Source organism: Dactylosporangium thailandense, assembly GCF_059739745.1.
Window position 1 is genome coordinate 6,332,099 of record NZ_AP029195.1, and the last position, 20,479, is coordinate 6,352,577.

Annotated in this window: 20 protein-coding genes; 9 read left to right on the top strand and 11 right to left on the bottom strand. The window is 70.3% G+C overall.

The annotated features are described in order from the left end of the window. Positions 1–6 precede the first annotated feature (6 nt). Positions 7–1,302 (bottom strand): enoyl-CoA hydratase/isomerase family protein, encoded by a 1,296-nt coding sequence (locus AC6JBM_RS27850; protein ID WP_497977010.1) that lies wholly within the window; start codon positions 1,300–1,302, stop codon positions 7–9. Between the two features lie 51 nt (positions 1,303–1,353). Here AC6JBM_RS27850 and AC6JBM_RS27855 point away from each other — a divergent pair, with 51 nt between their 5' ends. Further along, complete coding sequence (locus AC6JBM_RS27855) at positions 1,354–1,698, top strand: ArsR/SmtB family transcription factor (RefSeq protein ID WP_497977011.1); 345 nt, start codon at positions 1,354–1,356, stop codon at positions 1,696–1,698. A 237-nt stretch (positions 1,699–1,935) separates the two neighbouring features. On the opposite strand, the gene AC6JBM_RS27860 is transcribed toward AC6JBM_RS27855, so the two are convergent. Then, a complete protein-coding gene (locus tag AC6JBM_RS27860) occupies positions 1,936–2,250 on the bottom strand; it encodes a winged helix-turn-helix transcriptional regulator (protein ID WP_497977012.1) in 315 nt (104 codons plus the stop codon). Between the two features lie 124 nt (positions 2,251–2,374). Here AC6JBM_RS27860 and AC6JBM_RS27865 point away from each other — a divergent pair, with 124 nt between their 5' ends. Continuing rightward, positions 2,375–3,049: an alpha/beta hydrolase gene (locus AC6JBM_RS27865; RefSeq protein ID WP_497977013.1), complete on the top strand. Its 675-nt coding sequence runs from the start codon at positions 2,375–2,377 to the stop codon at positions 3,047–3,049. A gap of 66 nt (positions 3,050–3,115) precedes the next feature. Here the strand turns inward: AC6JBM_RS27865 and AC6JBM_RS27870 are convergent, their stop codons facing one another. Then, on the bottom strand, positions 3,116–3,778 hold the full coding sequence (locus tag AC6JBM_RS27870; protein ID WP_497977014.1) for a GntR family transcriptional regulator: 663 nt from the start codon (positions 3,776–3,778) through the stop codon (positions 3,116–3,118). A gap of 304 nt (positions 3,779–4,082) precedes the next feature. On the opposite strand from AC6JBM_RS27870, the gene AC6JBM_RS27875 reads away from it, so the two are divergent. From AC6JBM_RS27875 to AC6JBM_RS27900, 6 genes are all read left to right on the top strand, one after another. Further along, positions 4,083–5,462: an NtaA/DmoA family FMN-dependent monooxygenase gene (locus AC6JBM_RS27875; protein WP_497977015.1), complete on the top strand. Its 1,380-nt coding sequence runs from the start codon at positions 4,083–4,085 to the stop codon at positions 5,460–5,462. A gap of 92 nt (positions 5,463–5,554) precedes the next feature. Next, positions 5,555–7,177, top strand: a complete 1,623-nt coding sequence (locus AC6JBM_RS27880; protein ID WP_497977016.1) for an ABC transporter substrate-binding protein — start codon at positions 5,555–5,557, stop codon at positions 7,175–7,177. Positions 7,178–7,251: 74 nt separating this feature from the next. Further along, entirely contained in the window at positions 7,252–8,193 is a 942-nt protein-coding gene (locus tag AC6JBM_RS27885; protein WP_497977017.1) for an ABC transporter permease, read from the top strand. Continuing rightward, positions 8,183–9,091 (top strand): ABC transporter permease, encoded by a 909-nt coding sequence (locus AC6JBM_RS27890; protein ID WP_497977018.1) that lies wholly within the window; start codon positions 8,183–8,185, stop codon positions 9,089–9,091. Before AC6JBM_RS27885 ends, AC6JBM_RS27890 begins: the two co-directional genes overlap by 11 nt. After that, positions 9,078–10,637 carry a nickel ABC transporter ATP-binding protein NikE gene (gene nikE / locus AC6JBM_RS27895; protein WP_350615628.1) on the top strand — a complete coding sequence of 520 codons (1,560 nt, stop codon included), beginning with the start codon at positions 9,078–9,080 and terminating at the stop codon, positions 10,635–10,637. Before AC6JBM_RS27890 ends, nikE begins: the two co-directional genes overlap by 14 nt. A 76-nt stretch (positions 10,638–10,713) precedes the next feature. After that, positions 10,714–11,439, top strand: a complete 726-nt coding sequence (locus AC6JBM_RS27900) for a sulfurtransferase (RefSeq protein WP_497977019.1) — start codon at positions 10,714–10,716, stop codon at positions 11,437–11,439. A gap of 70 nt (positions 11,440–11,509) precedes the next feature. On the opposite strand, the gene AC6JBM_RS27905 is transcribed toward AC6JBM_RS27900, so the two are convergent. From AC6JBM_RS27905 to AC6JBM_RS27940, 8 genes are read right to left on the bottom strand one after another with little or no spacing between them, the layout of a single operon-like run. Then, positions 11,510–12,430 carry an LLM class flavin-dependent oxidoreductase gene (locus AC6JBM_RS27905; protein WP_497977020.1) on the bottom strand — a complete coding sequence of 307 codons (921 nt, stop codon included), beginning with the start codon at positions 12,428–12,430 and terminating at the stop codon, positions 11,510–11,512. After that, a complete protein-coding gene (locus AC6JBM_RS27910; protein ID WP_497977021.1) occupies positions 12,427–13,302 on the bottom strand; it encodes a sulfurtransferase in 876 nt (291 codons plus the stop codon). The genes AC6JBM_RS27905 and AC6JBM_RS27910 overlap by 4 nt, the downstream gene beginning before the upstream one ends. 35 nt (positions 13,303–13,337) lie before the next feature. Beyond that, entirely contained in the window at positions 13,338–13,724 is a 387-nt protein-coding gene (locus AC6JBM_RS27915) for a PPOX class F420-dependent oxidoreductase (RefSeq protein WP_497977022.1), read from the bottom strand. Then, on the bottom strand, positions 13,717–14,790 hold the full coding sequence (locus AC6JBM_RS27920; RefSeq protein WP_497977023.1) for an LLM class flavin-dependent oxidoreductase: 1,074 nt from the start codon (positions 14,788–14,790) through the stop codon (positions 13,717–13,719). Before AC6JBM_RS27920 ends, AC6JBM_RS27915 begins: the two co-directional genes overlap by 8 nt. Beyond that, complete coding sequence (locus AC6JBM_RS27925) at positions 14,775–16,436, bottom strand: dipeptide ABC transporter ATP-binding protein (RefSeq protein WP_497977024.1); 1,662 nt, start codon at positions 16,434–16,436, stop codon at positions 14,775–14,777. Before AC6JBM_RS27925 ends, AC6JBM_RS27920 begins: the two co-directional genes overlap by 16 nt. Then, positions 16,433–17,284 carry an ABC transporter permease gene (locus AC6JBM_RS27930; RefSeq protein ID WP_497977025.1) on the bottom strand — a complete coding sequence of 284 codons (852 nt, stop codon included), beginning with the start codon at positions 17,282–17,284 and terminating at the stop codon, positions 16,433–16,435. The genes AC6JBM_RS27925 and AC6JBM_RS27930 overlap by 4 nt, the downstream gene beginning before the upstream one ends. Then, entirely contained in the window at positions 17,281–18,261 is a 981-nt protein-coding gene (locus tag AC6JBM_RS27935; protein ID WP_497977026.1) for an ABC transporter permease, read from the bottom strand. Before AC6JBM_RS27935 ends, AC6JBM_RS27930 begins: the two co-directional genes overlap by 4 nt. 2 nt (positions 18,262–18,263) lie before the next feature. Then, entirely contained in the window at positions 18,264–19,856 is a 1,593-nt protein-coding gene (locus AC6JBM_RS27940; RefSeq protein ID WP_497977027.1) for an ABC transporter substrate-binding protein, read from the bottom strand. 118 nt (positions 19,857–19,974) lie between these two features. On the opposite strand from AC6JBM_RS27940, the gene AC6JBM_RS27945 reads away from it, so the two are divergent. Further along, entirely contained in the window at positions 19,975–20,475 is a 501-nt protein-coding gene (locus AC6JBM_RS27945; protein ID WP_497977028.1) for a MarR family winged helix-turn-helix transcriptional regulator, read from the top strand. Positions 20,476–20,479: the final 4 nt, after the last annotated feature.

Consider the following 20,479-nt stretch of genomic DNA (forward strand, 5'->3'; position numbering starts at 1 on the left):
AGTACCTCACCCGAGGCCTCCGGCGTGCAGGACGCCGCCGGTCCAGGACGGGAAGCCGGCCGCGAGCACCGAGGCGACGTCGGCGACGGGCGGGTCGATCCGCAGGCCGTTGTCGAGGGCGCGGCGGGCGGCGGCGGTCATGGCGGCGGGATCGGGGCCGGCGTCCAGGAGGGTCTGCACGAAGGAGACGTGGCCGCCGTGGATCAGCACGGGGATGCCGCCCCTCGCACGGACCTCGGGGACGAGGTCCGCGTCGGTGATTTCGACGATCGGGGCGCCGGGGGCGAAGAACACCGCGGCGAGGGGGTTGGCGACGATCTGTGGGAACTCGCGTACGCCGGCGTGCGAGCCTGCCGAGGGAAGCCCGGCAGGCTCGCCTGTCGCAGGACGCTCGGCGGGTGCCGTGGCGGCGGCACGCATCGCGAAGAAGAGATGCGCCAGACTCGGGATCTCGGGCGCGCTCAGCAACGCCCGGCAGGCCGCCGTCTCGATCTCGAACGCCTCATCCAGCGGCGCCGCCGCGCTCCGCGCCGCCACCTGCAGCACCGCGGCGAGCGCACGCACCGGCGACCCCGCCGAGCGGCGTCTCACCTCCTCGGCAAGACTCGGTGGCTCCGCGGTGCCGCCGGGGATCTCATAGCCGGGCCGCTCCCACCGCTGCACGAAACGCCCGGCCGGCTGCGCCAGCACCCAGGCCCGCGCCGCGGCGACCACGTCGTCGGCCAGCTCGTCCACCAGGCCGGCGGCCAGCGCCTGTGCCGGGTGATACGCCGTGCCCGGCCCGACGATCTCGAGCACCGTCGCGGCGATCCCGAACATCCGCGTCGCTCGGACCGTCCCGCCGCCTCCGGGAATGATGCCCATCCCGGTCTCGGCGAGCGCCCACACGACCGACGGGTCGTTCGGGCCGACCCGGTAGTGGCAGGCCAGCGCGAGCTCGAAGCCGCCGCCGAGCGCGGAGCCGTTGAGCGCGGCGGCGACCGGCCGGCCCAGGGTCTCCAGCCGGCGCGCCTGGTCGCGCAGCGGCGTCAGCAGGTCGTAGGTGCCGGCCGCCTCGTCCGGGGTGATCTCGCTCGGCACGAAGTCGGGGCCGGCGATGAAGGAGCGTTTCGCTGAGGTGAGGACCACGCCGCGCAGCCGGTCGAGCTGCCGGGTGAGGTCGTCGAGGCAGTCGCCGAGCCCGTCGTAGTGGCGGCGGTTGAGCATGTTCGCGGTGCGGCCGGGGTCGTCGAGCGTCACGGTGACGACGCCGTCGGCGTCCCAGGACCAGCGCGCCGAGCCCGATTGTTGGACATCCGTCATACCTTCAACATAGGCAATAGTATGATGGATGTCCAACAGTAGGGTGGGGGTATGGCCCGGGAAGACGACGCGATGCCGGACATCGCCGACGTGACGATGGTCGACGTGCTGCGGGCGGTCGCCGATCCGATCCGCCTGCGCATCGTGCAGACACTCGCCGACGGCCGGCCGCACGGCAAATGCGGCACGCACTGGGACTTCGGCGTGCACAAGTCGACCATGACGCACCACTTCCGCACGCTGCGGCAGGCGGGCCTGACGCGCACCGTCGTGGCCGGCCGCACACACACCATTGAGCTGCGCCGCGATGAGCTCGACGCACGCTTCCCCGGCCTGATCGACGCCCTCACCACCACCGAAGTCCCGCTGGGCGGCACGGCGGCCGACCGGGCCTGAGCGGTCCCCTGCGAGCGCTGTCATCGGCTCCGCCGTCGCAGCCCTCGCCACGCAGAACGCCGTCGCAGCGGCTCGCGAGCGCGGCCACCACACGAACCTTCGGCCGGCCGGACTGCCGGGCACACCGGGTCATCGCCGGCGGGTCGGCACAGTCGATGTCCGGCCGAGGACGACGAGCGCCACCTCAGCGCCGGTCCGCCGAGGCCGCGGGCGACCCGGATGGCGTCGCCGCGCGGCTCATTCCACGACGGTCCGGGTGTCGTAGGCCGCACGGGCCCGCTCCACACCGGCCACGTTCTCCCTGCCCCAGGCGATCATCGGCTTGACGGCTTCGTGGAGGGTGACGCCCATCTCGGTGAGCCGGTACTCGACGTGCGGGGGCATGACCTCGAGCACGGTACGGACGAGGATGCCGTCGCGTTCAAGATTACGCAGGGTGACGGTCAACATCCGCTGACTGATGCCGTCCAGCCCCCGCTTGAGCTCGCTGAACCGCCTCGGCCCCGCGTGCAGCATCGAGATGACAAGCAGTGACCACTTGTCCTCGATCAACGGGCGACATCCGCTGTACCTCCAGAGAACCGAGGCACCGGAATGTGCCTGATTGCCCGGTGCGTGAGATTCGTCAGAGCATGAACGAACTCCCACTCACACCCTCACACAGCGAAGGATAGGCATGTCCACCTACGTCCTCATCCATGGTGCGTGGCACAGCGGGGCGGCCTGGGACCGCGTCGTACCGCTGCTGAGCGCCGCCGGCCACCGGGTTCTCGCGCCGACCCTGACCGGCTACGGCGACCGCATCCACCTCCTCAGCCCCGAAGTCGGACTCGACACGCACATCGACGACGTCGTGCGCCTGCTCGACGACCAGGACGACGTCATCCTCGTCGGCCACAGCTACGCCGGCATGGTCATCACCGGAACGGCGAACCGCGCACCGGACAAGATCGCCCGCCTCGTCTTCCTCGATGCCATGGTTCCCCGAGACGGCGAAAGCGCCATCGACGTGATGCCGGCCACCCAGCACCTGATCGACCAGGCGGCACGGACCGACACCCCGTGGCGCCTGCCACCGATGTCCCGCTCCTTCGGCGTCACGGAGCCGGCCGACCTCGCCTGGCTGGACACGATGCTGTCCGACCAACCGGTCCGCTGCTTGCAACAGCGGGTCGCCTTCGACAATCCGGCCGCGCACGCGATCCCACGCACCCACATCCACTGCACCGCCGACGCTCCGCCGCGGCGCCCCGTCCCCCCGCAGGACGAGGTGTTTGAGCTGCCGACCGGCCACGACTGCATGATCACCATACCCTTCGAGCTCACCGAACTCCTCCTCAAAGCGCACTGAGGAGACGGAACCTCTCCGTCACGGGCGCCCGCCGGCGCCGTGACGGAGAGGTGATCCCCCGGCGGATCAGGCCTTGCGGTCTTCGCGGGCGAGCACGGCGATACGCAGATCGCGCGCCCGTTCAACGTGCGCCCGCAGTTCGCTGCGCGCGCGGGCCGGATCACGGTCGTGGACGGCGTCGAACACCCGCCGGTGCTCGTCCTGGGTGGTCTGCCGATCGTCGGGCGTGCCGGCCGGCCGGGCTTCGTAGGCGGCCAGCTGGGCGTCGACCCGGCTCGCCAACTGTGCCACCGTCGGGTTGTGGGCCGCGTCGCGCAGTGCGTCGTGGAACGCGTCGTTGATGTGGATGAGGTCTGCCCCGGTGGCGGCCTCGGCCTGCTCGAGAAGGTGCCGGAGCCGGGCCAGATCGAGCTCGCTGCGCCGCTGCGCGGCCAGCTCGGCCGCGGCGACGTCGAGGATGATGCGGGCCTCGAACAGCTCGACGACCTGTTCGGGACTGCGGACGGGCACCGCGTAGCCGAAGCGCACGCGTTCGAACAGGCCGTCCTGCTCGAGCCGGGCCAGGGCGTTGCGGACCGGCGTGCGGGACACGCCGTACTCGGCGGCGAGCTGAGCCTCGCCGAGCGTCAGGCCCGGCGTGACCTGACCCTCGACGATCCGGCGCCGGATCTGGGCGTAGATGTCGTCCGCGCCGAGCTGCTTCGCCGGGTTCTCGTGCTGTGCTGCCACCTGGGAACATCTCCTCGCTGTGCGCCGCTGTCGATCACCACTGTAGCCATGCTTAGTTCCTAGTGATACGGTATGGATTCATTGTGGATCCACATGGAGGTTCGGTGATGGCGGGAATGCGCTCAGCGTTGCTGACGCGCCGCCGTGCCGTCGACATGATGTTGGTCTGCAGCGCGCGCTGTCGCTGATCAGCCCAGCCTCTTTCACCGCACCCCGCGCGCCGCTCCCCCGATCCCCGCTGCCTGCCGATCGTTCGGCGGCTCCTGCCGTGGCGCGTGCCTCTCTCAGTACGGAAGGAACAGCCGTGTCTTCTGCACGCCGGCTCAGGATCGGCCTGGCCGCCTATGGAACCGGATGGGATCTGGAGGCCTGGCGGCTGCCGGGCGCCACGAACTCTGGACTGCTGGACCCGAGCGTCATCGTCGACGTCGCCCGCATCGCCGAGCGGGGCAAGCTCGACTACGTCTTCAGCGGCAGCGCGCTCGCGACCGAACCGAACCGCCTGAACCGGGTCTTCCGGTGGGACAACTCGGTGTACGCCGGAACGCTCGCGGCCGTCACCGAGCATGTCGGGTTCTTCCCCAGCTACAACACCTCCTTCGAGCACCCGTACTTCGTCGCCCGGCAGATCGCGACCGCGGACCGGTTCAGCGCCGGCCGCATCGGCGTGAACCTCGTCTACGGCATCGACCGCGAGGGCGGACCGGCGGGCAATTTCGGCGGCTGGCCGCTGCCCGACGATCAGTCCAAGTACGACCGCGCGGACGAGTTCACCGAGGTGTTGTTCCGGCTGCTGCACGACAGCTGGGAACACGACCTCCTGCTCGACGACCGCGACGGCGGCACCCTGATCCGGCCGGACAGCTGGCACCCGATCGACTTCGTGGGCAAGCACTTCCAGGTCCGGGGCCCGCTGAACGCGCCGCCGCCGGTGCAGCCCAAGGTGCCGCTGATCCACGTCGGCGAGTCGGCCCGCTCACTCGAACTCGGAATCCGCCACGCCGAGGTGCGCTTCTCCCCGTACTACGGATTCGAGGAGGGCAAACGCCGCTACCAACAGGTCAAGCACCAGGTCGCCGAGGCAGGACGGGATCCCGACAAGTTCCTGATCATCCCCGGCATCACGTTCTTCGTCGCCGGCACCAAGCGCGAGGCGCGGGAGAAGTTCAATGACGCCCATCGCGTCCAGACCGAAGAGGTCATCCCGGCCTACTTCTCGAAGGTGTTCGGCGTCGACCTGGCCGGCGTCCGGGCGTCGAGCCGGGCGGCCGACGTGCTGCCGCTGGAACGGCTGCACGGCGACGCCCTCAAGACCAACCAGACCGGCGGTCTGGCCAGGGAGGCGAGCACCGTCAAACGCGGCGGGCTCGACGACGCGCACTGGCTGCACGACCTGCTGGCCAAGCGGCTCGGCGAGGATCTGACGCTGGCCGAGTTGTACCACGCGGTGCAGAGCCACCTGCACGGCGAGCAGATCTTCGTCGGCGACACCGCCGGCTTCGCCGACTGGCTCGAGGCGAACTTCGTCGAGCGGGTCTTCGACGGGATCCAGCTGTTCCCGCCGTACCACCGCGGGCCGGCCGACTTCTTCGTCGACAACGTCGTGCCGGAACTGCAGCGGCGCGGGCTGTTCCGCCGCGAGTACGAGTCCCGTCTGCTGGCCGAGAACCTCGGCATCGCATGAGCCCCGAGAAGGAGCTATTTCACATGTTCGACGGTCAACCCCCTACTCGGCCCGGCAGCATCCGGCGCCGCTCAGGCCGTGCCGCCTCAGCATTGACCGCGACCATCGCGGCAGCGCTCGTCGCCGTCCTGGCCGCATGCGGCTCGAACCCGGCGGCCTCGCCGGGGCAGAACGCCGGCGAGCCGGTGTCCGGCGGCAACCTGGTCTACCTCGCCTCCTACGACAACCCCGACTTCCAGTGGACCGACGTCAACGACTGGGAGCCGGGCATCATCTTCAGCGCTCTCGTCGACCGGCTCGTCTACTGGGACGCGAAGTCGAGCACGCTCAGGCCGTGGCTGGCCGAGTCGTGGACGGCCAACCCCGACAGTACCCAGTTCACCCTGAAGATCCGCAAGGGTGTGACGTTCAGCGACGGCTCGGCACTGAACGCGCAAGTCGTCGCCGACAACCTGACGATCAAAGGCAAGGGCGACAAGGCGCTCGGCATCCCGGGCACCTACACCTGGCCCGCCGGTTTCGAGAGCGCGACCGTGACCGACGCCGACACCGTGGCGGTGAAGTTCTCCCGGCCGGCGTACGGCTTCATCCGGGCGTTGACCTTCTACCACAGCGGCATCGTCGGCGAGAAGACGCTCAAGCTGAGCTTCCAGGACAGCTCCGACATCAAGAACCTCGTCGGCAGCGGCCCGTTCGTGTTCGACAGCTACACCCCCGGCGAACAGTACGTCCTGAACAAGCGCAAGGACTACGACTGGGCTCCGGACGGTGTCGGGCACACCGGTTCCGCCTACCTGGACAAGATCACCGTCCGGATCGCCGGGCAGAACAGCGTGCGGACCGGCCTGCTGCAGTCCGGACAGGCCGACGTCATTCGCGACGTGCCCACGGCCGACGAGCAGCGACTCGGCCAGACGGGATTCACCGTCCTGCCGGCCAAGCAGATCGCGTACTCGGTGCAGATCCGCGTCCGGCCGAACAGTGCCGCGACGGCGGACGTCCGCGTGCGGCAGGCGATCCAGCACGCCGTGAATCGCAAGGAGCTCGTGGACACGCTCTACTTCACCGACATCTGGAAGCCGGCGACATCCGTGATCGAGTCGGGCGTGCCGGGCTGGGTGGACCTGTCCGCCAAGCTCACCAACGACGTGGACAAGGCGAACAACCTGCTGGACCAGGCCGGTTGGACCGCCCGGGACCCGCAGGGCTTCCGCACGAAGGACGGCCAGCGCCTGTCGTTCCTGGTGTACTCCGTGTCGTGGATCCGGCAGTCGCAGCCCGAACTGCTCCTGCTGGCCCAGCAGCTGAAGAAGGTGGGCGTCGAGCTGACGGTCAAGAACGTCGACTCCAACAACGAGACGGCGGCGGTCGGCGCGCCCGGCGTGAGCCTGTCCATCTCGCTGGGCAGCGTGCCGACCGTGTCCGGGCCGATGCGCAACAACTTCCACAGCGCGGTCACCACGAGCTGGTTCAACAGCGGTGCGCTGGCCAAGGACACCGAGCTTGACGGTCATGTCGACGCGCTCAGCAACGCCACCGACGACGCCGGCTACACCAAGGCGGTCAGCGAACTGCAGAACTACCTGATCGACCAGGCGTACGTGATCCCGCTGGACACGAACCAGCAGACATTCGCCGTGGCGAAGAAGGTGCACGACCTGAACGTCGACGCGTACGGGCGGCTGTTCTTCTACGACGCCTGGCTGAGCAAGTAGCCGGGCTCCGGACCGACCATCTCGACCGGGCGGGGCGTGCGCGTCCCGCCCGGACTGAGCGAAGAGAGCGCACAGTGAAACAGCTACTGCGGCGGGCCGGCGTACTCGCGCTGGTTCTGTTCCTGGTCTACACGCTCGTGTTCGTCGTGCTCGTCGTGCTGCCCGGCGATCCGATCAGCAACCGCCTCAGCGACCCGGACGCGGGCTACACGCCGCAGACGGTGGATCTGCTCAAGCAGTACTACGGCGTCGACAAGCCCGCGGCGCTGCGGTACGCGGAAGGCTTGCTGCGGGCTCTGCACGGCGATCTGGGACACTCGCTCGCCGACGGGCAGCCCGTGACCGGCAAGCTCGCCGACGCCTTCGCACCGACGCTGGAGCTGGGCGGCATCGCACTGTTGGTCGTGCTCGTCCTCACCGCCCTCGTCGGACTCGGCGCGCTGTACGGCCGCATCCCGGCGCTGCGCGTGGCGTTCATGTCGGTGCCGTCGCTCGTCTACTCACTGCCGGTGTACCTGGTCGCCGTCGTGTTCATCCAGGCGTTCTCGTTCCAGCTCGGCTGGGTACCGCTCAACGGCGAAGGCGGATTCGCCGCCACCTTGCTGCCGGCCTGCGTCCTCGGCATCACCATCTCGCCACCGCTGATCCAGGTATTCGTCCGCAGCCTGATCACCGCGGACCGGCTGCCGCACATCACCGTCGCCCGCGCCCGGGGCATCCCCGAGTTGCGGATACTCACCCGGCATCTGTTGCCGGGCGCCGCGCTGCCGAGCCTGACCGTCCTGGGCATCACCATCGGCTACCTCATGAGCGGCGCCGTCGTCACCGAGACCGTGTTCACCCGCTACGGACTCGGGGCGCTCACCCAGAAGGCCGTGCAGCAACACGATCAGCCGGTGCTGCTCGGCATCGTCGTGGTCAACGCCGCGGTGTTCATGCTTGCCAACCTCCTCGTCGACGTCGTCTATCCGCGCTTCGACCCACGTGTCCAGCCGAGGTTCAGCCATGCCAAGTAGTGCCCACGACACCCTGCTCGCCGACCTCGGTACCGAACCGGATCCCGGTATCGAAGCCGGACGCTCAGGCACCGCCCCGCGCCTGCGGGGACGCCGAATCCCGCCCACCGTCGTGCTGTCCGTGCTCGTCATTGTGGTCGTGCTCGTCTCGGCCGTCGCGCCCTCGCTGCTCGCCGGTCAGGACCCGATCAACGGCGTCCCGTCCGACAAGCTCGCGTCGATGAGCGGGGCACATTGGCTGGGCACCGACTACCTCGGCCGCGACATGCACTCGCGGATCGTCCACGGTGCCCGGACCTCGGTGCTCAGCGCCATCCTCGCCGTCGCCGTGGCCGTGAGCCTCGGCACGGTCACGGGCCTCGCCGCGGCACTCGGGCCACGGTGGCTGGAGACACCGCTGATGCGGCTCATCGACGTGCTGCTCGCGATCCCGTCATTGCTCCTGGCGATGGTGTTCGTCGCCGCCTTCGGGTTCTCCAGCGCCAACGCCGCCGTCGCGGTGGGACTTTCGATGATCGCCAGCTTCGCCCGGGTGGCCCGGATCGAAGCGCTGCGCGTGCGTTCGGCGCCGTACATCGAGGCCGCGGAAGTCGCCGGCACCACCCGCGTCGGAGTCGTGGTCGTACATCTGCTGCCCAACATCGCCACGACGCTCATCTCATTGGCGGTTCTGGAGTTCGGCGCGGCGATCCTGGCGCTGTCGACGCTGTCGTTCCTCGGCTTCGGCGCCCAGCCGCCCGACCCGGAGTGGGGGCAGCTCGTCGCCGAGGGCGCGAACTTCTTCTACGCAGCGCCGTGGCTCGTCTACGCCCCCGCCGCCGTGGTCGTCATCGTCGTGCTCGCCGTGAACCGCCTGTCCACCTACCTCGACGCGAGGGCATTCGATGAGTCGCTCTGAAGCACCCGCCGATCCGCCGCTGCTGCGAGTACGAAACCTGTCGATCGCCTACCGGGCTGCCCGGCAGTGGAACCCTGTGGTGCACGACGTCTCCTTCGACGTCCGGGGCGGCGAGACCGTCGCGCTGATCGGGGAATCCGGCTCCGGCAAGACCACGCTCGCCGGCGCCGTGCTGCGGATCCTGCCGGCCAACGCGCGTACCACGGGCGGCACGATCCTGTTCGACGGCACCGACCTCGGCCGGGCGTCGCGACGGCAGCTGCGGCAGCTCCGCTCGCACGAGCTCGGCTACGTGCCACAGGACCCGACCATGTCGTTCAACCCGTTGCGTACAGTGCGCAGCCAGCTGTACGAGATCCTCCGCCTTACCGGACCCGAGCACGGTCCGGCCGCAGCAGCGGAGGCTCTGCTGCGGCGGGCCGGGGTCTCCGACACCGCCCGCGTGCTGGACTCCTATCCGCATCAGTTGTCCGGCGGGTTGCTGCAGCGCGCGCTCATCGCCGCGGCGATCGCGGGACGGCCGCGGCTGCTCATCGCCGACGAGCCGACCTCCGCGCTCGACGCGACCATCCAGAAGGGCATCCTCGACACGCTCGATCAACTGCGCACCGAGCTCGGCCTCGCGGTCCTGCTCATCACGCACGATCTGGCCCTCGCCGCGGCGCACAGCGATCAGGTCGTCACGCTCGACCGGGGCCGGGTGGCCTCGGCGCCGTATGCCGAAGCGTTGTTCGCGAGCGCCCCCAAGCCGGTCGCCGTCACGCTCGCCGAACGCGCCGACGACACCGCCCGGGAGGCCCCGGGGCCGGCCCTCACCGTCGACAGCGTGAGTAAGACCTTCGGCCGGTTGACGGCGGTCGACGCCGTCTCCTTCGACGTCCCGTCGGGCACCACACACGCGCTCGTCGGTGAGTCGGGGTCGGGCAAGACGACCCTCGCCCGGATCGTGCTGGGCCTGCTGCACGCCGACTCCGGTGCGGTGCGGCTCGCCGGACAGCCGGTCGACCCCACGGATCGCGTTGCCCTGCGCAAGGTCCGGCGCGACCTGCAGATCGTGCACCAGAATCCGTACGGCTCGCTCGATCCGCGGTACACGGTGGCACGCATCATCGGCGAGCCATTGGTCGGCTACCGCGCCGGGGACCGTCGGCAGCGACAGGCACGCATCGGTGAGCTGGCCGACGCCGTGGGCCTGCCTGCCAACGTGTTGCAGCGCCGGGCACGTGAACTGTCCGGCGGCCAGCGGCAGCGGGTCGCGATCGCGCGTGCGCTTGCCCTCAACCCGAAACTCATCGTGCTCGACGAGCCGACCTCCGCGCTCGACGTGCGAATCCAGGATCAGGTGCTGCAGCTGCTGCAGACGCTGCAGCGCGAACGTTCGCTGACCTACCTGTTCATCTCCCACGATCTGCGCCTGGTGGCCGGCCTCGCCCACACGGTCACGATCCTGCGCAGCGGTACCGCCGTCGAGTCCGGCCGTGTCGCCGACGTCTTCCGGTCACCGGCCGAGGAGTACACCCGCGTCCTGCTCGAGTCCGTGCTGTAGACCAATCCCGAGGAGTCCCGTGTCCGACCCCCGCACACAACACCTGATCAGTGCCCGAGAGCTGATCGACCATCCGGTGCCACGACCCGTCGTGCTGCACATCGGCCGGGCGTCCGCGACGCTTCCGGCGCCACAGGTGAAAATCGCCGGCGCCCACGTGACCGAACTCGAGGACGACTTCGCGGGACCCGCGGACGGCGAGCGCGGGAGGCTGCCGTTGCCCGACGCCCCCAGCCTGACGGATCGGATACGAAGCTGGGGCATCGACGGCGGAACGCCGGTGATCGTCTACGCCGCCCGATCCGAACTCGTCTCCGCGGCCACCCGGGCCTGGTTCGTCCTGCGCTGGGCCGGGCTGCCCGACGTCCGGCTCCTCGACGGCGGGCTCGACGCCTGCCGGGCGGAGGGCGGCGGCACCGAGGACATCGCCGCGACGGCTCCCGCGGTGCCGAGCGACTTCACCGCATCGCCCGGTCACCTGCCCACGATCGACGCCGATCGCGCAGCCAAGTTCGGCGCCCGCGGGAACCTTCTCGACGCCCGCGACAAGGCCGCCTACGCCGGTGGTCACATCCCCGGCGCGCGACTCGTACCAAGTCCCGTGTTCGACAACGGCAGACTCAAGAGCGCGGAGACCCTGCGGTCCGCACTCCCCGTTCCGGCGGCCGTGTACTGCGGCGCGGGGGTCTCGGCCACCACTGTCGCGTTCGCCTACGCCACGCTCGGCCACACCGTCCCGGTCTACGTCGCCTCGTGGTCGGGGTGGACAGCCGATGCCGGCCGGCCAATCGAGCAGGCCTGACCGGCCGGACATGGCTGCAGCACTCGTCAGGTAGGCGTGGTGCCGCTGTACGTTTCCACGACACTCTCCATCAGGGTGCCATCGCCGACGGCGGCAGCTGGCCGGTGCCTGATGCGGCCTCGGCGCGTAGAGCCGGAATGACCTCCTTGGCGATGAGTTCCTGCTCCGCGACGGTGGCGACGGCCAGGAGCAGGGCGGTGAAGCCAGCCGCGATCACCTCACGGAGCTGCCCGACGACCGAGCTCACGCTCCCGACGACGGCCTGTGGCGTGGGCTCCAGCGACGGGTCGATGCGAACGATGATGTTGCACGCACAGGTGATCGAGTCGGGGTCGCGGCCCGCCGTTGTGGCGGCGGCTCGCACGGCGGCTCGCATCTGCCGGGCCCGGTCAAGGCCGATTCTGCCCAGGGATGGAATCCAGCCGTCGGCGAGTTGTCCGGTGAGGGCGAGGGCGCGTGGTCCGTAGGAGCCGAGCCAGATCGGGATCCGATGCTCGGGCTGGGGGTCGATCCGGGCGTCGGTGACGTCGAACTCGCTGCCGTGGAGCGTGGTCGTGGGCTGGGTCCAGAGGCTGCGGATGATGGCGATCGCCTCGCGTTGACCGGTGATTTTCTGACCAGGGGTGCGCTCGGGGAGGCCGAAGGCACGGAATTCGTCGTCGAATCCGCCTCCGCCGAGGCCCAGCACGAACCGGCCTCCGCTGATGCGGTCGAGGGTTTCCGCCGTCTTGGCGACGACGGGTGGGGGCCGGTACGGCAGGGCGAGCACGTTGGTGCCGAGTTCGATGCGAGTGGTCCGGCCGGCCAGCCACGCGAGCGCGGTGAAGGGTTCGATCGTCGGGCGATGGCTGTGCAGGTGGTCGCTGAGGGTGAACAGGTCGTAGCCGAGCTCGTCGGCGCTCTGGGCGAGGTCGAGCGTCTGGGATGCGGACAGCCCGCTGACCGCCCCGCCGGCGCCGAACACCAGCCGCCGCTCGAACAGGGCGCTCACACCGCACCGGCCGGTAGCGGGCCGGTGGCGATCGACCGGCTGGGATCGGCGGACCAGGCCGACCAGGAGCCTGGGTAGAGCGCGGTGTTGTCGATGCCGGCCAGTTCGAGCGCGAGCAGGTCGTGGCATGCGGTCACGCCGCTGCCGCAGTAGACGATGACCTCGGCACCGGGGTCGATCCCGAGCGTGCCGTAACGCTCTCGCAGCCGGTCGGGGGCGGCGAAGGTGCCGTCCGGTGTGAGGTTTGCCGGCCATGGGGCGTTCTTCGCGCCGGGGATGTGGCCGGAGCGCACGTCGGTGTGGAGCACGCTGTCGCCCGAGTAGCGCTCGGGGGCACGGGCATCGAGGACGACGGTGGCACCGCTGGTGATGGCCCGCTCGACGTCGTCCGCGGTTCGCAGCCGATCGGCCGGCCATTCGACGGTGGCGCGCCGGACCGGCGGGAGGGTGACCTGCCCGGTGTCGAGATCGCCCGGCCAGGCGGCCAGGCCCCCGTCGAGCAGTGCCGCGGGTTGGCCGAGCCGGCGCAGCAGCCACACGAGGCGGGCTGCGTAGGCCCCGCCGGAGTCGTCGTAGGCGACGACCGTGACCGTGTCGGGGATGCCGACCTGGCCGAGGGATCGGGCGAACTCGGCCGGGTCGGGAAGGGGATGACGTCCGGCCCGTGGGTCCGGCGGCGCGGACAGGATGGTGTCCACGTCTACCCAGATCGCGCCCGGGATGTGCCCGGCGAGGTATGCTTCCCTGCCGCTGCGTCCGTCGAGGTACCAGCGGATGTCGGCGACGACGACGCGGTCGAGGGATCGGCGTAGCCAGTCCGCGTCGACGATCGGGCGAAGATCGGCGAGGGTCAGTGGGTGGTCGATGCTCATCGGCGGCTCCTTCTCGAGGACCGGAAGCGACAGATTCATTCCTTGCGATGGATGTGTTGCGGATGCAGGCGCAGGAGCACCCGTTCCCCGTCAGCGGGGCGCAGCGTGGGGCTGCCGGTCCATTTTGTGAAGGTGGTGTGGGCGAGCCGCACGGCGGCGGCTCCGGTCTCGGTGCCGACGATGCGACCACGGATCTCGATGTATCGGCGAGGGTTCGCGGCGTCCAGGAGCAGAATCGCGGCCCGGGGGTCGGCGACGACGTTGCGGTACTTCTGCCGGCTTGTCTGCGTGCCGATCAGAATGTGGTCCTCGTCGGCGTGCGGCCAGACGATGCTGAGCTGAGGTTGGCCGGTGGGCATGAGCGTGCTGAAGAAGCCGAGGTTGGTGCCGGTCGCGAGCTCGCGGACGTCCTGGTCAAGCACCCGTGCTCACCGCCGGGGTCGATCCCCGACCGGCGGCGCCCGCCGGCTGCGTGAGGTGCGGGAGGACGTCGGAGGCGATCAGTTCCATCGCGGTGTGCACGTCCGCGTACGGGATACCGCCGATGTCGATGGCGAGCAGGTGCAGGTCGTGTCCCCACAGCTCGTGCAGGCGGCCGAGCTTGTCGAGGACTTCGGCGGGGCTGCCGCACAGGGCCGGCCCGTCGGCACCGATGTAGGTGTCGAAGTGGAGGGGGCCGCGGGCCGGGCCGTGCGACGGGGCGTTGACCGACAGGTAGTTGTTGATGTGATCGCGCCACAGCGACCGGGCGGCCTGGGACGTGCGGGCGACGAAGGCGTGGCTGGCCGCGCCGAGCCGACCTGGCTTGTCCGGCCGGCCGCTGCTGGTCCACCTCCGGCGGTACCCGGCGAACACGTCGACGAAGTCCAGCGGCGGGCGCGCGGTGGTGCCGACCACCATCGGCAGGCCGTGCGCGATCGCCAGGTCGATGGAGTCGGTACCGACACCGGCGCTGATCCACAACGGCAAGCGGTCCTGCGCGAGGCGGGGCTGGAGACGGACCTCGTGCAGTGGTGGCCGGAACTGTCCGGTCCAGGTCACCCGCTCCTCCTGCCAGAGCCGTGTCAGCAGCTCGACGCCCTCGCGTTTGCGGACAGCCTTGCTCTGCGGGTTCTGTCCGAATACCGCCCACGGCTCGGGAAAGAACGAGCCGCCGGCGATGAGCTCCAGCCTGCCCTCGCTCAGCAGGTCCACCAGCGCGTAGTCCTCGGCCACCAACACGGGGTCGCGGTTGGCGAGCAGCGTGGTCCCGGTCGCGAGCCGGATCCGCGAGGTGTGTTCGGCGATGGCGGCCAGGACGATCGCCGGCGAGGGGATGACGTCCCGGTCGCCGAAGTGGTGTTCGCCGACGGCGTACCAGGAGAAGCCGAGGTCCTCGGCGACCGGCGCGGCCCGCACGACGTCGCGCAGGCGCTCCCGCTGGGTGAGCGCGGTGCCGGTGGTGGGGTCAGGCAGCAGGCTGCCGAAGGTGATCAGTCCAAGTTCCACGATGGGTCCTTCTGGTTGGGGATTGCGTCCAGCAGCGCTCGTGTGTAGGGGTGGCGGGGCGCGGCGAAGATGTCGTCGGTTGAGGCCACCTCGAGCAGCCGCCCGCCGCGCATCACGGCGACACGGTCGGCGATCTGGCGGACGACGGCGAGGTCATGGGAGATGAAGAGGTACGTGAGGCCGTAGCGGTGTTGCAGGTCGACGAGGAGCTGCAGGATCTGCGCCTGGACCGTGACGTCGAGGGCGGACACGGGTTCGTCGCAGACCAGCAGGTCCGGGTTGAGCGCCAGCGCGCGGGCGATCGCCACCCGCTGTCGCTGTCCGCCGGAGAGCTCGGCCGCCCTGCGGCGGCGGATGCCGGCCGGCAGCGCGACGCTGTCCAGCAACTCCCCGATGCGCTGTGAACGGGCGACCCGATCGCCGATGCCGTAGTTGCGGAGCGGTTCACCGACGAGCTCGTCGACGGTGAAGTAGGGGTTCAGCGACGCGTAGGGATTCTGGTAGACCAGCTGCACGCGGCGGTGCATGGTGCGCAGATGGCGCCGTCGCAGCCCGGTGATGTCGCGCCCGTCCAGGCGGATCCGGCCGGCGTCGGGGCGGGCCAGGCCCAGGATCAGCCGGGCGAGGCTGGTCTTGCCGGATCCGGACTCGCCGACCAGGCCCAGCGTGGTGCGTGCCGGTACGGTGAAGCTGACGTCGTCGACCGCGACCCGGGCCAGCCGACCTCGTCCGCGAATCCCGTGGGCGGGGTAGCTGAGGCGCAGGTGGTCGACCGCGAGGAGCGGTCCCGGCGCGGGAGCGTCCGCCGCGGGCGGCGGCGTGGCGGTGGCCGACGGCCGCAGTCTCCGGCTGCGCAGCCCGGGGGCGTCCGTGATCAGGCGGCGGGTGTAGTCACTGCGGGGATCGGTGAGCATGTCGCTGGTCGGACCGGCTTCGACAACCTGCCCGTGGGACATGACGACGACATGCTGGGCGCGCTGCGCGACCACGGCCAGGTCGTGGGTGACGAGCAGGATCGCGAGGTCGCCGGTGGACACGAGGGTGTCCAGGTGGTCGAGGATCTGTCGTTGCACGGTGACGTCCAGGGCGGACGTGGGCTCGTCGGCGATGAGCAGTGCGGGCCGGGCGGCGGTAGCCATGGCGATCAGGACTCGTTGGCGCAGGCCGCCGGAGAGCTCGTGCGGGTACTGCCTGGCCCGGGTGGCGGCGTCGGGGATGCCCGCCTCGGCGAGCAGCTCGACGGCCCTGTCCGGCGCGGTGGTGCGCGTGGCGAGGCCGTGGATGCGCAGCACCTCGGCGACGTGCCGGCCGATCGGCGTGAGCGGGTCCAGCGACACGGCGGGGTCCTGCGGTACCAGCCCGATTTGGGCTCCCCGGATGTGCTGCCATGCCCGCCGGCTCAGGCCGGCGAGCTCTTGCCCGCGCAGGCTGATGCTTCCGGCCTCGATGCGCCCGGTCGGGGGCAGCAGGCCGAGGATGGCGTGTGCGGTGCTGCTCTTGCCCGATCCGGACTCCCCCACGATGGCGGTGATCTGCCCGGCGGTGACCGTCAGGTCGGCGCCATCGACGGCGGTCACGCGACCCGCCCGACTCCTGTAGGTCACCCGCAGGCCGCGGACCTTCAGCACCTGGTGTCGCTCGGTCACGTGTGGCTCCGTTCGGTTTCCAGTGCTCGGGACAGTCTGTTCGCGGCCAGCACCACGACCGCGACGGTCAGACCGGGCAGCGTGCTCAGCCACCAGGCCGTCGCCAGGTAGTTGCGGCCCGACGCGACGAGGGCGCCCCATTCCTGCGCGGGCGGTGGAGGCCCGTAGCCGAGGAAGCTCAGGGCGGACACGGCCAGGACGACCAGGCCGAAGTCCAGTGCGGCCAGCCCGAGCACCGGGCCGGCAACCGCTGGAGCGACGTACCGGGCGAGGATTCGCCACCAGCGGGCCCCGCAGAGGGCGGCCGCCTCGACGTGGACCGCCGTACGGATCCGCAGTACCTCAGCTCTGGCGAGCCGGGCGAAGCCGGCGATGCTGGTCACCGCGACCGCGACCGCGATGTGGAGGGTCCCGCTTCCCATCGCGCTGATGATCAGCAGCGACAGCAGCACGGACGGAATGGACAGCGTGATATCGACGATCCGCGAGATCACCACGTCGGCTGTGCGCCCGAAGTAGCCGGCGGCCAGCCCGAGCAGGACGCCGGCGGCCGACGCGATGGCGGTCGCGGCGAGCGCGGTCCCCAACGACAGCCCGGCCGCGTGCACGACCCGGGCGTAGACGTCCCGGCCCAGCTGGTCGGTGCCGAACAGGTGCCGGCTGCTCGGGGGCTCGAGCCGCTGTCGCACAACGCCGGCTGTCGGCGACTGACCGCCGAACCAATCCGGCACCAGAATCCAGCCCATGACCAGCAGCAGGACCACAGCGGACAGCACGAGACCTGGACGGCGCGCCACGGCGCCGACCACGCGGCGCGGCCGCGCGGCGATCGGCGATCTGTCGCTCATGCCGGCGTCACCGCCGTCCGGACGGTGGCGCGGATCCGCGGGTCGAGCAGCGGATACAACAGATCGATCGCCAGGTTGGTCAGCGCGAAGGCAACGGCGGCGACCACGACGGCGCCCTGCACGACCGGGAGATCCTGCTCGCCGACGGCGGCCTGCGTGATGCGCCCCAGCCCCGGACGGGAGAACACCGTCTCGACCACGACGGCACCGCCGATGAGGTGTCCGACCAGCAGCCCGGCCGCGGTCACCGTGGGGATGGCGGCGTTGCGCAGTCCGTGCCCGACCACCAGGCGCCACGCGCCGGCGCCGCTCGCGCGCAACGTGTCCGCGTACGGTTGCAGCAGCGTGTCGTGCAGGCTCTTGCCCAGCACCTGCGCCACCAGTGCCGCTCCGGGTAGCGCGAGCGTGCACGCCGGGAGCACGAGTCCGGTCAGCCCGTTCGAGCCGAACGACGGGAAGACCCGCCAGCGGAAGGACAGCAGCTCCAGCAGTACCAGGCCGACCCAGAAGGACGGCAGGGAGATCCCCGCCGCGGGCAGCGATCGCAGCCACTGGCGAGCCGACGGTGCGCCGACGAGGTTGGCCGTGATCCCCACGGCGGTGCCGGCGGCGAGGGAGAGCACGAGGGCCGCCGCGCCGAGTTGGAGGGTGGCCGGCAGTGTCTCGCTGATCATTGCCGATACCGGTCGGCCGGTCTGGATAGAGGACCCGAAGTCGCCGTGCAGCGCGTCGGCCAACGCGTCCCAGTACTGCACGAGCAGCGGGCGGTCGAGACCCAGCCGAGCCCGTGCCTCGGCGACCTGCTCCGGGGTCGGCGCGGAGAACCCGTTGCGACCGGACAACATCAGTGCCACCGGGTCGCCGGGCAGCAACCGGATCGCCGCAAAGGTGACCGTGAACGCCGCCCAGACCACCACCGCCGCCTGCGCCAGTCGCCGAAGCACGTAGCTGCCGGTCCCATTGACCACGAATCGCATCGTCAGCGCAGCCAAGCGTCGTGCAGGTCCAGCTGGGTCGAGGCGGTTGCCCGCAGATCTCGCACGCGGTCGGAGACGCCGTGGACAATCGCGGTCTCGTAGAGCGGGACGGTGTCGGCGTGGTCGAGAATCCAGCCGGCCGCACTCGTCACCGCGGCCTGCCGGGCCTCGGCGGTCGTCGCGGCGGCCTGCTCCTCGAGGTAGGTGTCGAGCTGGCTGGGCGACAGGTGCCAGAGGTTGGCGCCCTTGGTGGAGAAGATGTTGCGCAGCACGTCCGGGTCGGCCCGGGTGACGGCGACGGCCGTGAGGTCGAAGTCCCCCGCCGACTGCCGCGACACGTACTGGGCTGGCGGCACCACGTCCAGCACCACATTCACGCCGATTGTGCGCAGCTGTTGCTGCACGTACTCGTTCGCCGGTGGTAGCGGTGCGGGGATGAGCCACCGCAACGTCAACTGCTGGCCGTCCTTCACTCGGATCCCGTCGGGGCCTGGCGTCCAGCCCGACGCGGCGAGCAACTGCCGCGCGCCGTCAGGGTCGTAGGCCAGTTTGACGCTCTGATCGACGAAGTACGGGGTGGTCGAGGCCAGCACGCTGGTGGCCGGGCGGACGTGCTCGTTGAACACGGTGCCGACCAGTGCACCACGGTCGATGCCCCGCAGCAGGGCCGTGCGAATGTTCTGGTCGGCGAGTACGCCGCGATGGTTGAGCGACAACGGCGGCACCAGCCCGGGGGCCGCCTTGACCAGCAGATGGAAGCCGCGACCCGTGAACTGGCCCTGGTCGGTCGGTTGCACGTTCTCGGCGACCTGCACCTGGTCAGAACTCAGCGCGCCGGTGCGGGCACCGGCTTCGGAGACGAAGTTGAACCTGACCTCATCCAGGTAGCCGGCGCCCTTGTTCGTTGCCAGCGACGACGGCCAGGCGTACTCCGAACGCCGCGCGAGCACGACGCTCTGGTTCGGTGTGTAGCTTCGCAGCACGTACGGCCCCGAACCGGCGAACTGGCCGCGGCAGCGCTCCGCCAGTGGCTTGGTCGCGGTGGCGACCGACAGGATGCCGAACCCGGCGGTGGAGGTGGCCTGCAGGAACTGCGTGTTCGGCTGCCCGAAGCCGACGTCGAAACGCGTGTCGTCGACGACGGCGGTACCGGTGTAGCCCTGGATGTATGCGGGCGCGCCATTGGGCGGCAGCCTCGACAGCGCGTCGAAGGTCGCCTTGACCGCCTGTGCGTTCACGGGCGTCCCGTCGCTGAAGGAGACCCCCGCGCGGAGCACAAAGCTGAACTTGCGGGCGTCAGCGCTGATCGTGAAGGACTCCGCCAGCCAGGGCACGATCTGGCCTGTCTCGGGGTCCTGGGCGGTCAGCGAGTCCACCAGACTCCGGCTGATGTCCAGCGCCTGCAGCTGGCCGGTCTGCTGGGGGTCCAAGCAGCCCGGGTCGGCGCCGGCCGCGATCAGCAGCGTGCCGCCGGCGTGCGGGGTTCCCGCCTCCGCGGAGTCGGAAGGGGTGCTGGAGCACGACGCCAGCAGCCCGGCCAGGGCAAGAGCGGAGCCGGCGAACAAGGTCGGCCAACGGCGCCGATAAGCAAACATCGATGTCCTTCGAGAAATGGCACACGGGGAGGCAATGGTTCGCAACGCGTATTACCTACAATACGAACCAAATTAGTGTGCAATGCGGACCACTGTCAACGTGAACTAAGATGGTGGAGTGGGAGTCACACGAGCGACCGCCTCATCCGACCCGACCGAAGCACTCGGGGGTACGGAGACCCTGACGTTCGCCGACACCCTGGTGCGCTGCACCCACATGGTCAATCACGTCTTCGCCGAGGTGAGCCGCCAGCACGGACTCACACCGCAACGCACCCAGCTCATCTGCCTACTGACCCGCGGCCCGCTGCCCATGCGCGAGCTCGGCCGCCTGCTACACCTGGAGAAGTCGGGGCTCACCGGGCTCGTCGACCGCGTCCAGGAACGCGGCCTCATCGTGCGCCAGCCCGACGAGAACGACCGGCGGGCCTGGAACCTCGCACTGACGCCCAGTGGCGCCGCCATCGCCGCCGACTGCCACGCCGCCATCACCGCCCGCATCGAGGCGCTTGCAGCCGACATCCCGGCGCCCGTGCTGAACGCCGTCGTTTCGGCACTGCAAGGGCTACTCCAGGCACACACCACCATGACCGGCCACCCCTGGAAGCTGCCACACTGACACA

Excerpts from the sequence above, each read along its gene's own strand:
- AC6JBM_RS27910 (WP_497977021.1), bottom strand. The coding sequence starts at position 13,302 with ATGAGCATCGACCACCCACTGACCCTCGCCGATCTTCGCCCGATCGTC.
- nikE (WP_350615628.1), top strand. The coding sequence starts at position 9,078 with ATGAGTCGCTCTGAAGCACCCGCCGATCCGCCGCTGCTGCGAGTACGA.
- AC6JBM_RS27890 (WP_497977018.1), top strand. The coding sequence starts at position 8,183 with ATGCCAAGTAGTGCCCACGACACCCTGCTCGCCGACCTCGGTACCGAA.
- AC6JBM_RS27935 (WP_497977026.1), bottom strand. The coding sequence starts at position 18,261 with ATGCGATTCGTGGTCAATGGGACCGGCAGCTACGTGCTTCGGCGACTG.
- AC6JBM_RS27855 (WP_497977011.1), top strand. The coding sequence starts at position 1,354 with ATGGCCCGGGAAGACGACGCGATGCCGGACATCGCCGACGTGACGATG.
- AC6JBM_RS27940 (WP_497977027.1), bottom strand. The coding sequence starts at position 19,856 with ATGTTTGCTTATCGGCGCCGTTGGCCGACCTTGTTCGCCGGCTCCGCT.
- AC6JBM_RS27930 (WP_497977025.1), bottom strand. The coding sequence starts at position 17,284 with ATGAGCGACAGATCGCCGATCGCCGCGCGGCCGCGCCGCGTGGTCGGC.
- AC6JBM_RS27865 (WP_497977013.1), top strand. The coding sequence starts at position 2,375 with ATGTCCACCTACGTCCTCATCCATGGTGCGTGGCACAGCGGGGCGGCC.
- AC6JBM_RS27850 (WP_497977010.1), bottom strand. The coding sequence starts at position 1,302 with ATGACGGATGTCCAACAATCGGGCTCGGCGCGCTGGTCCTGGGACGCC.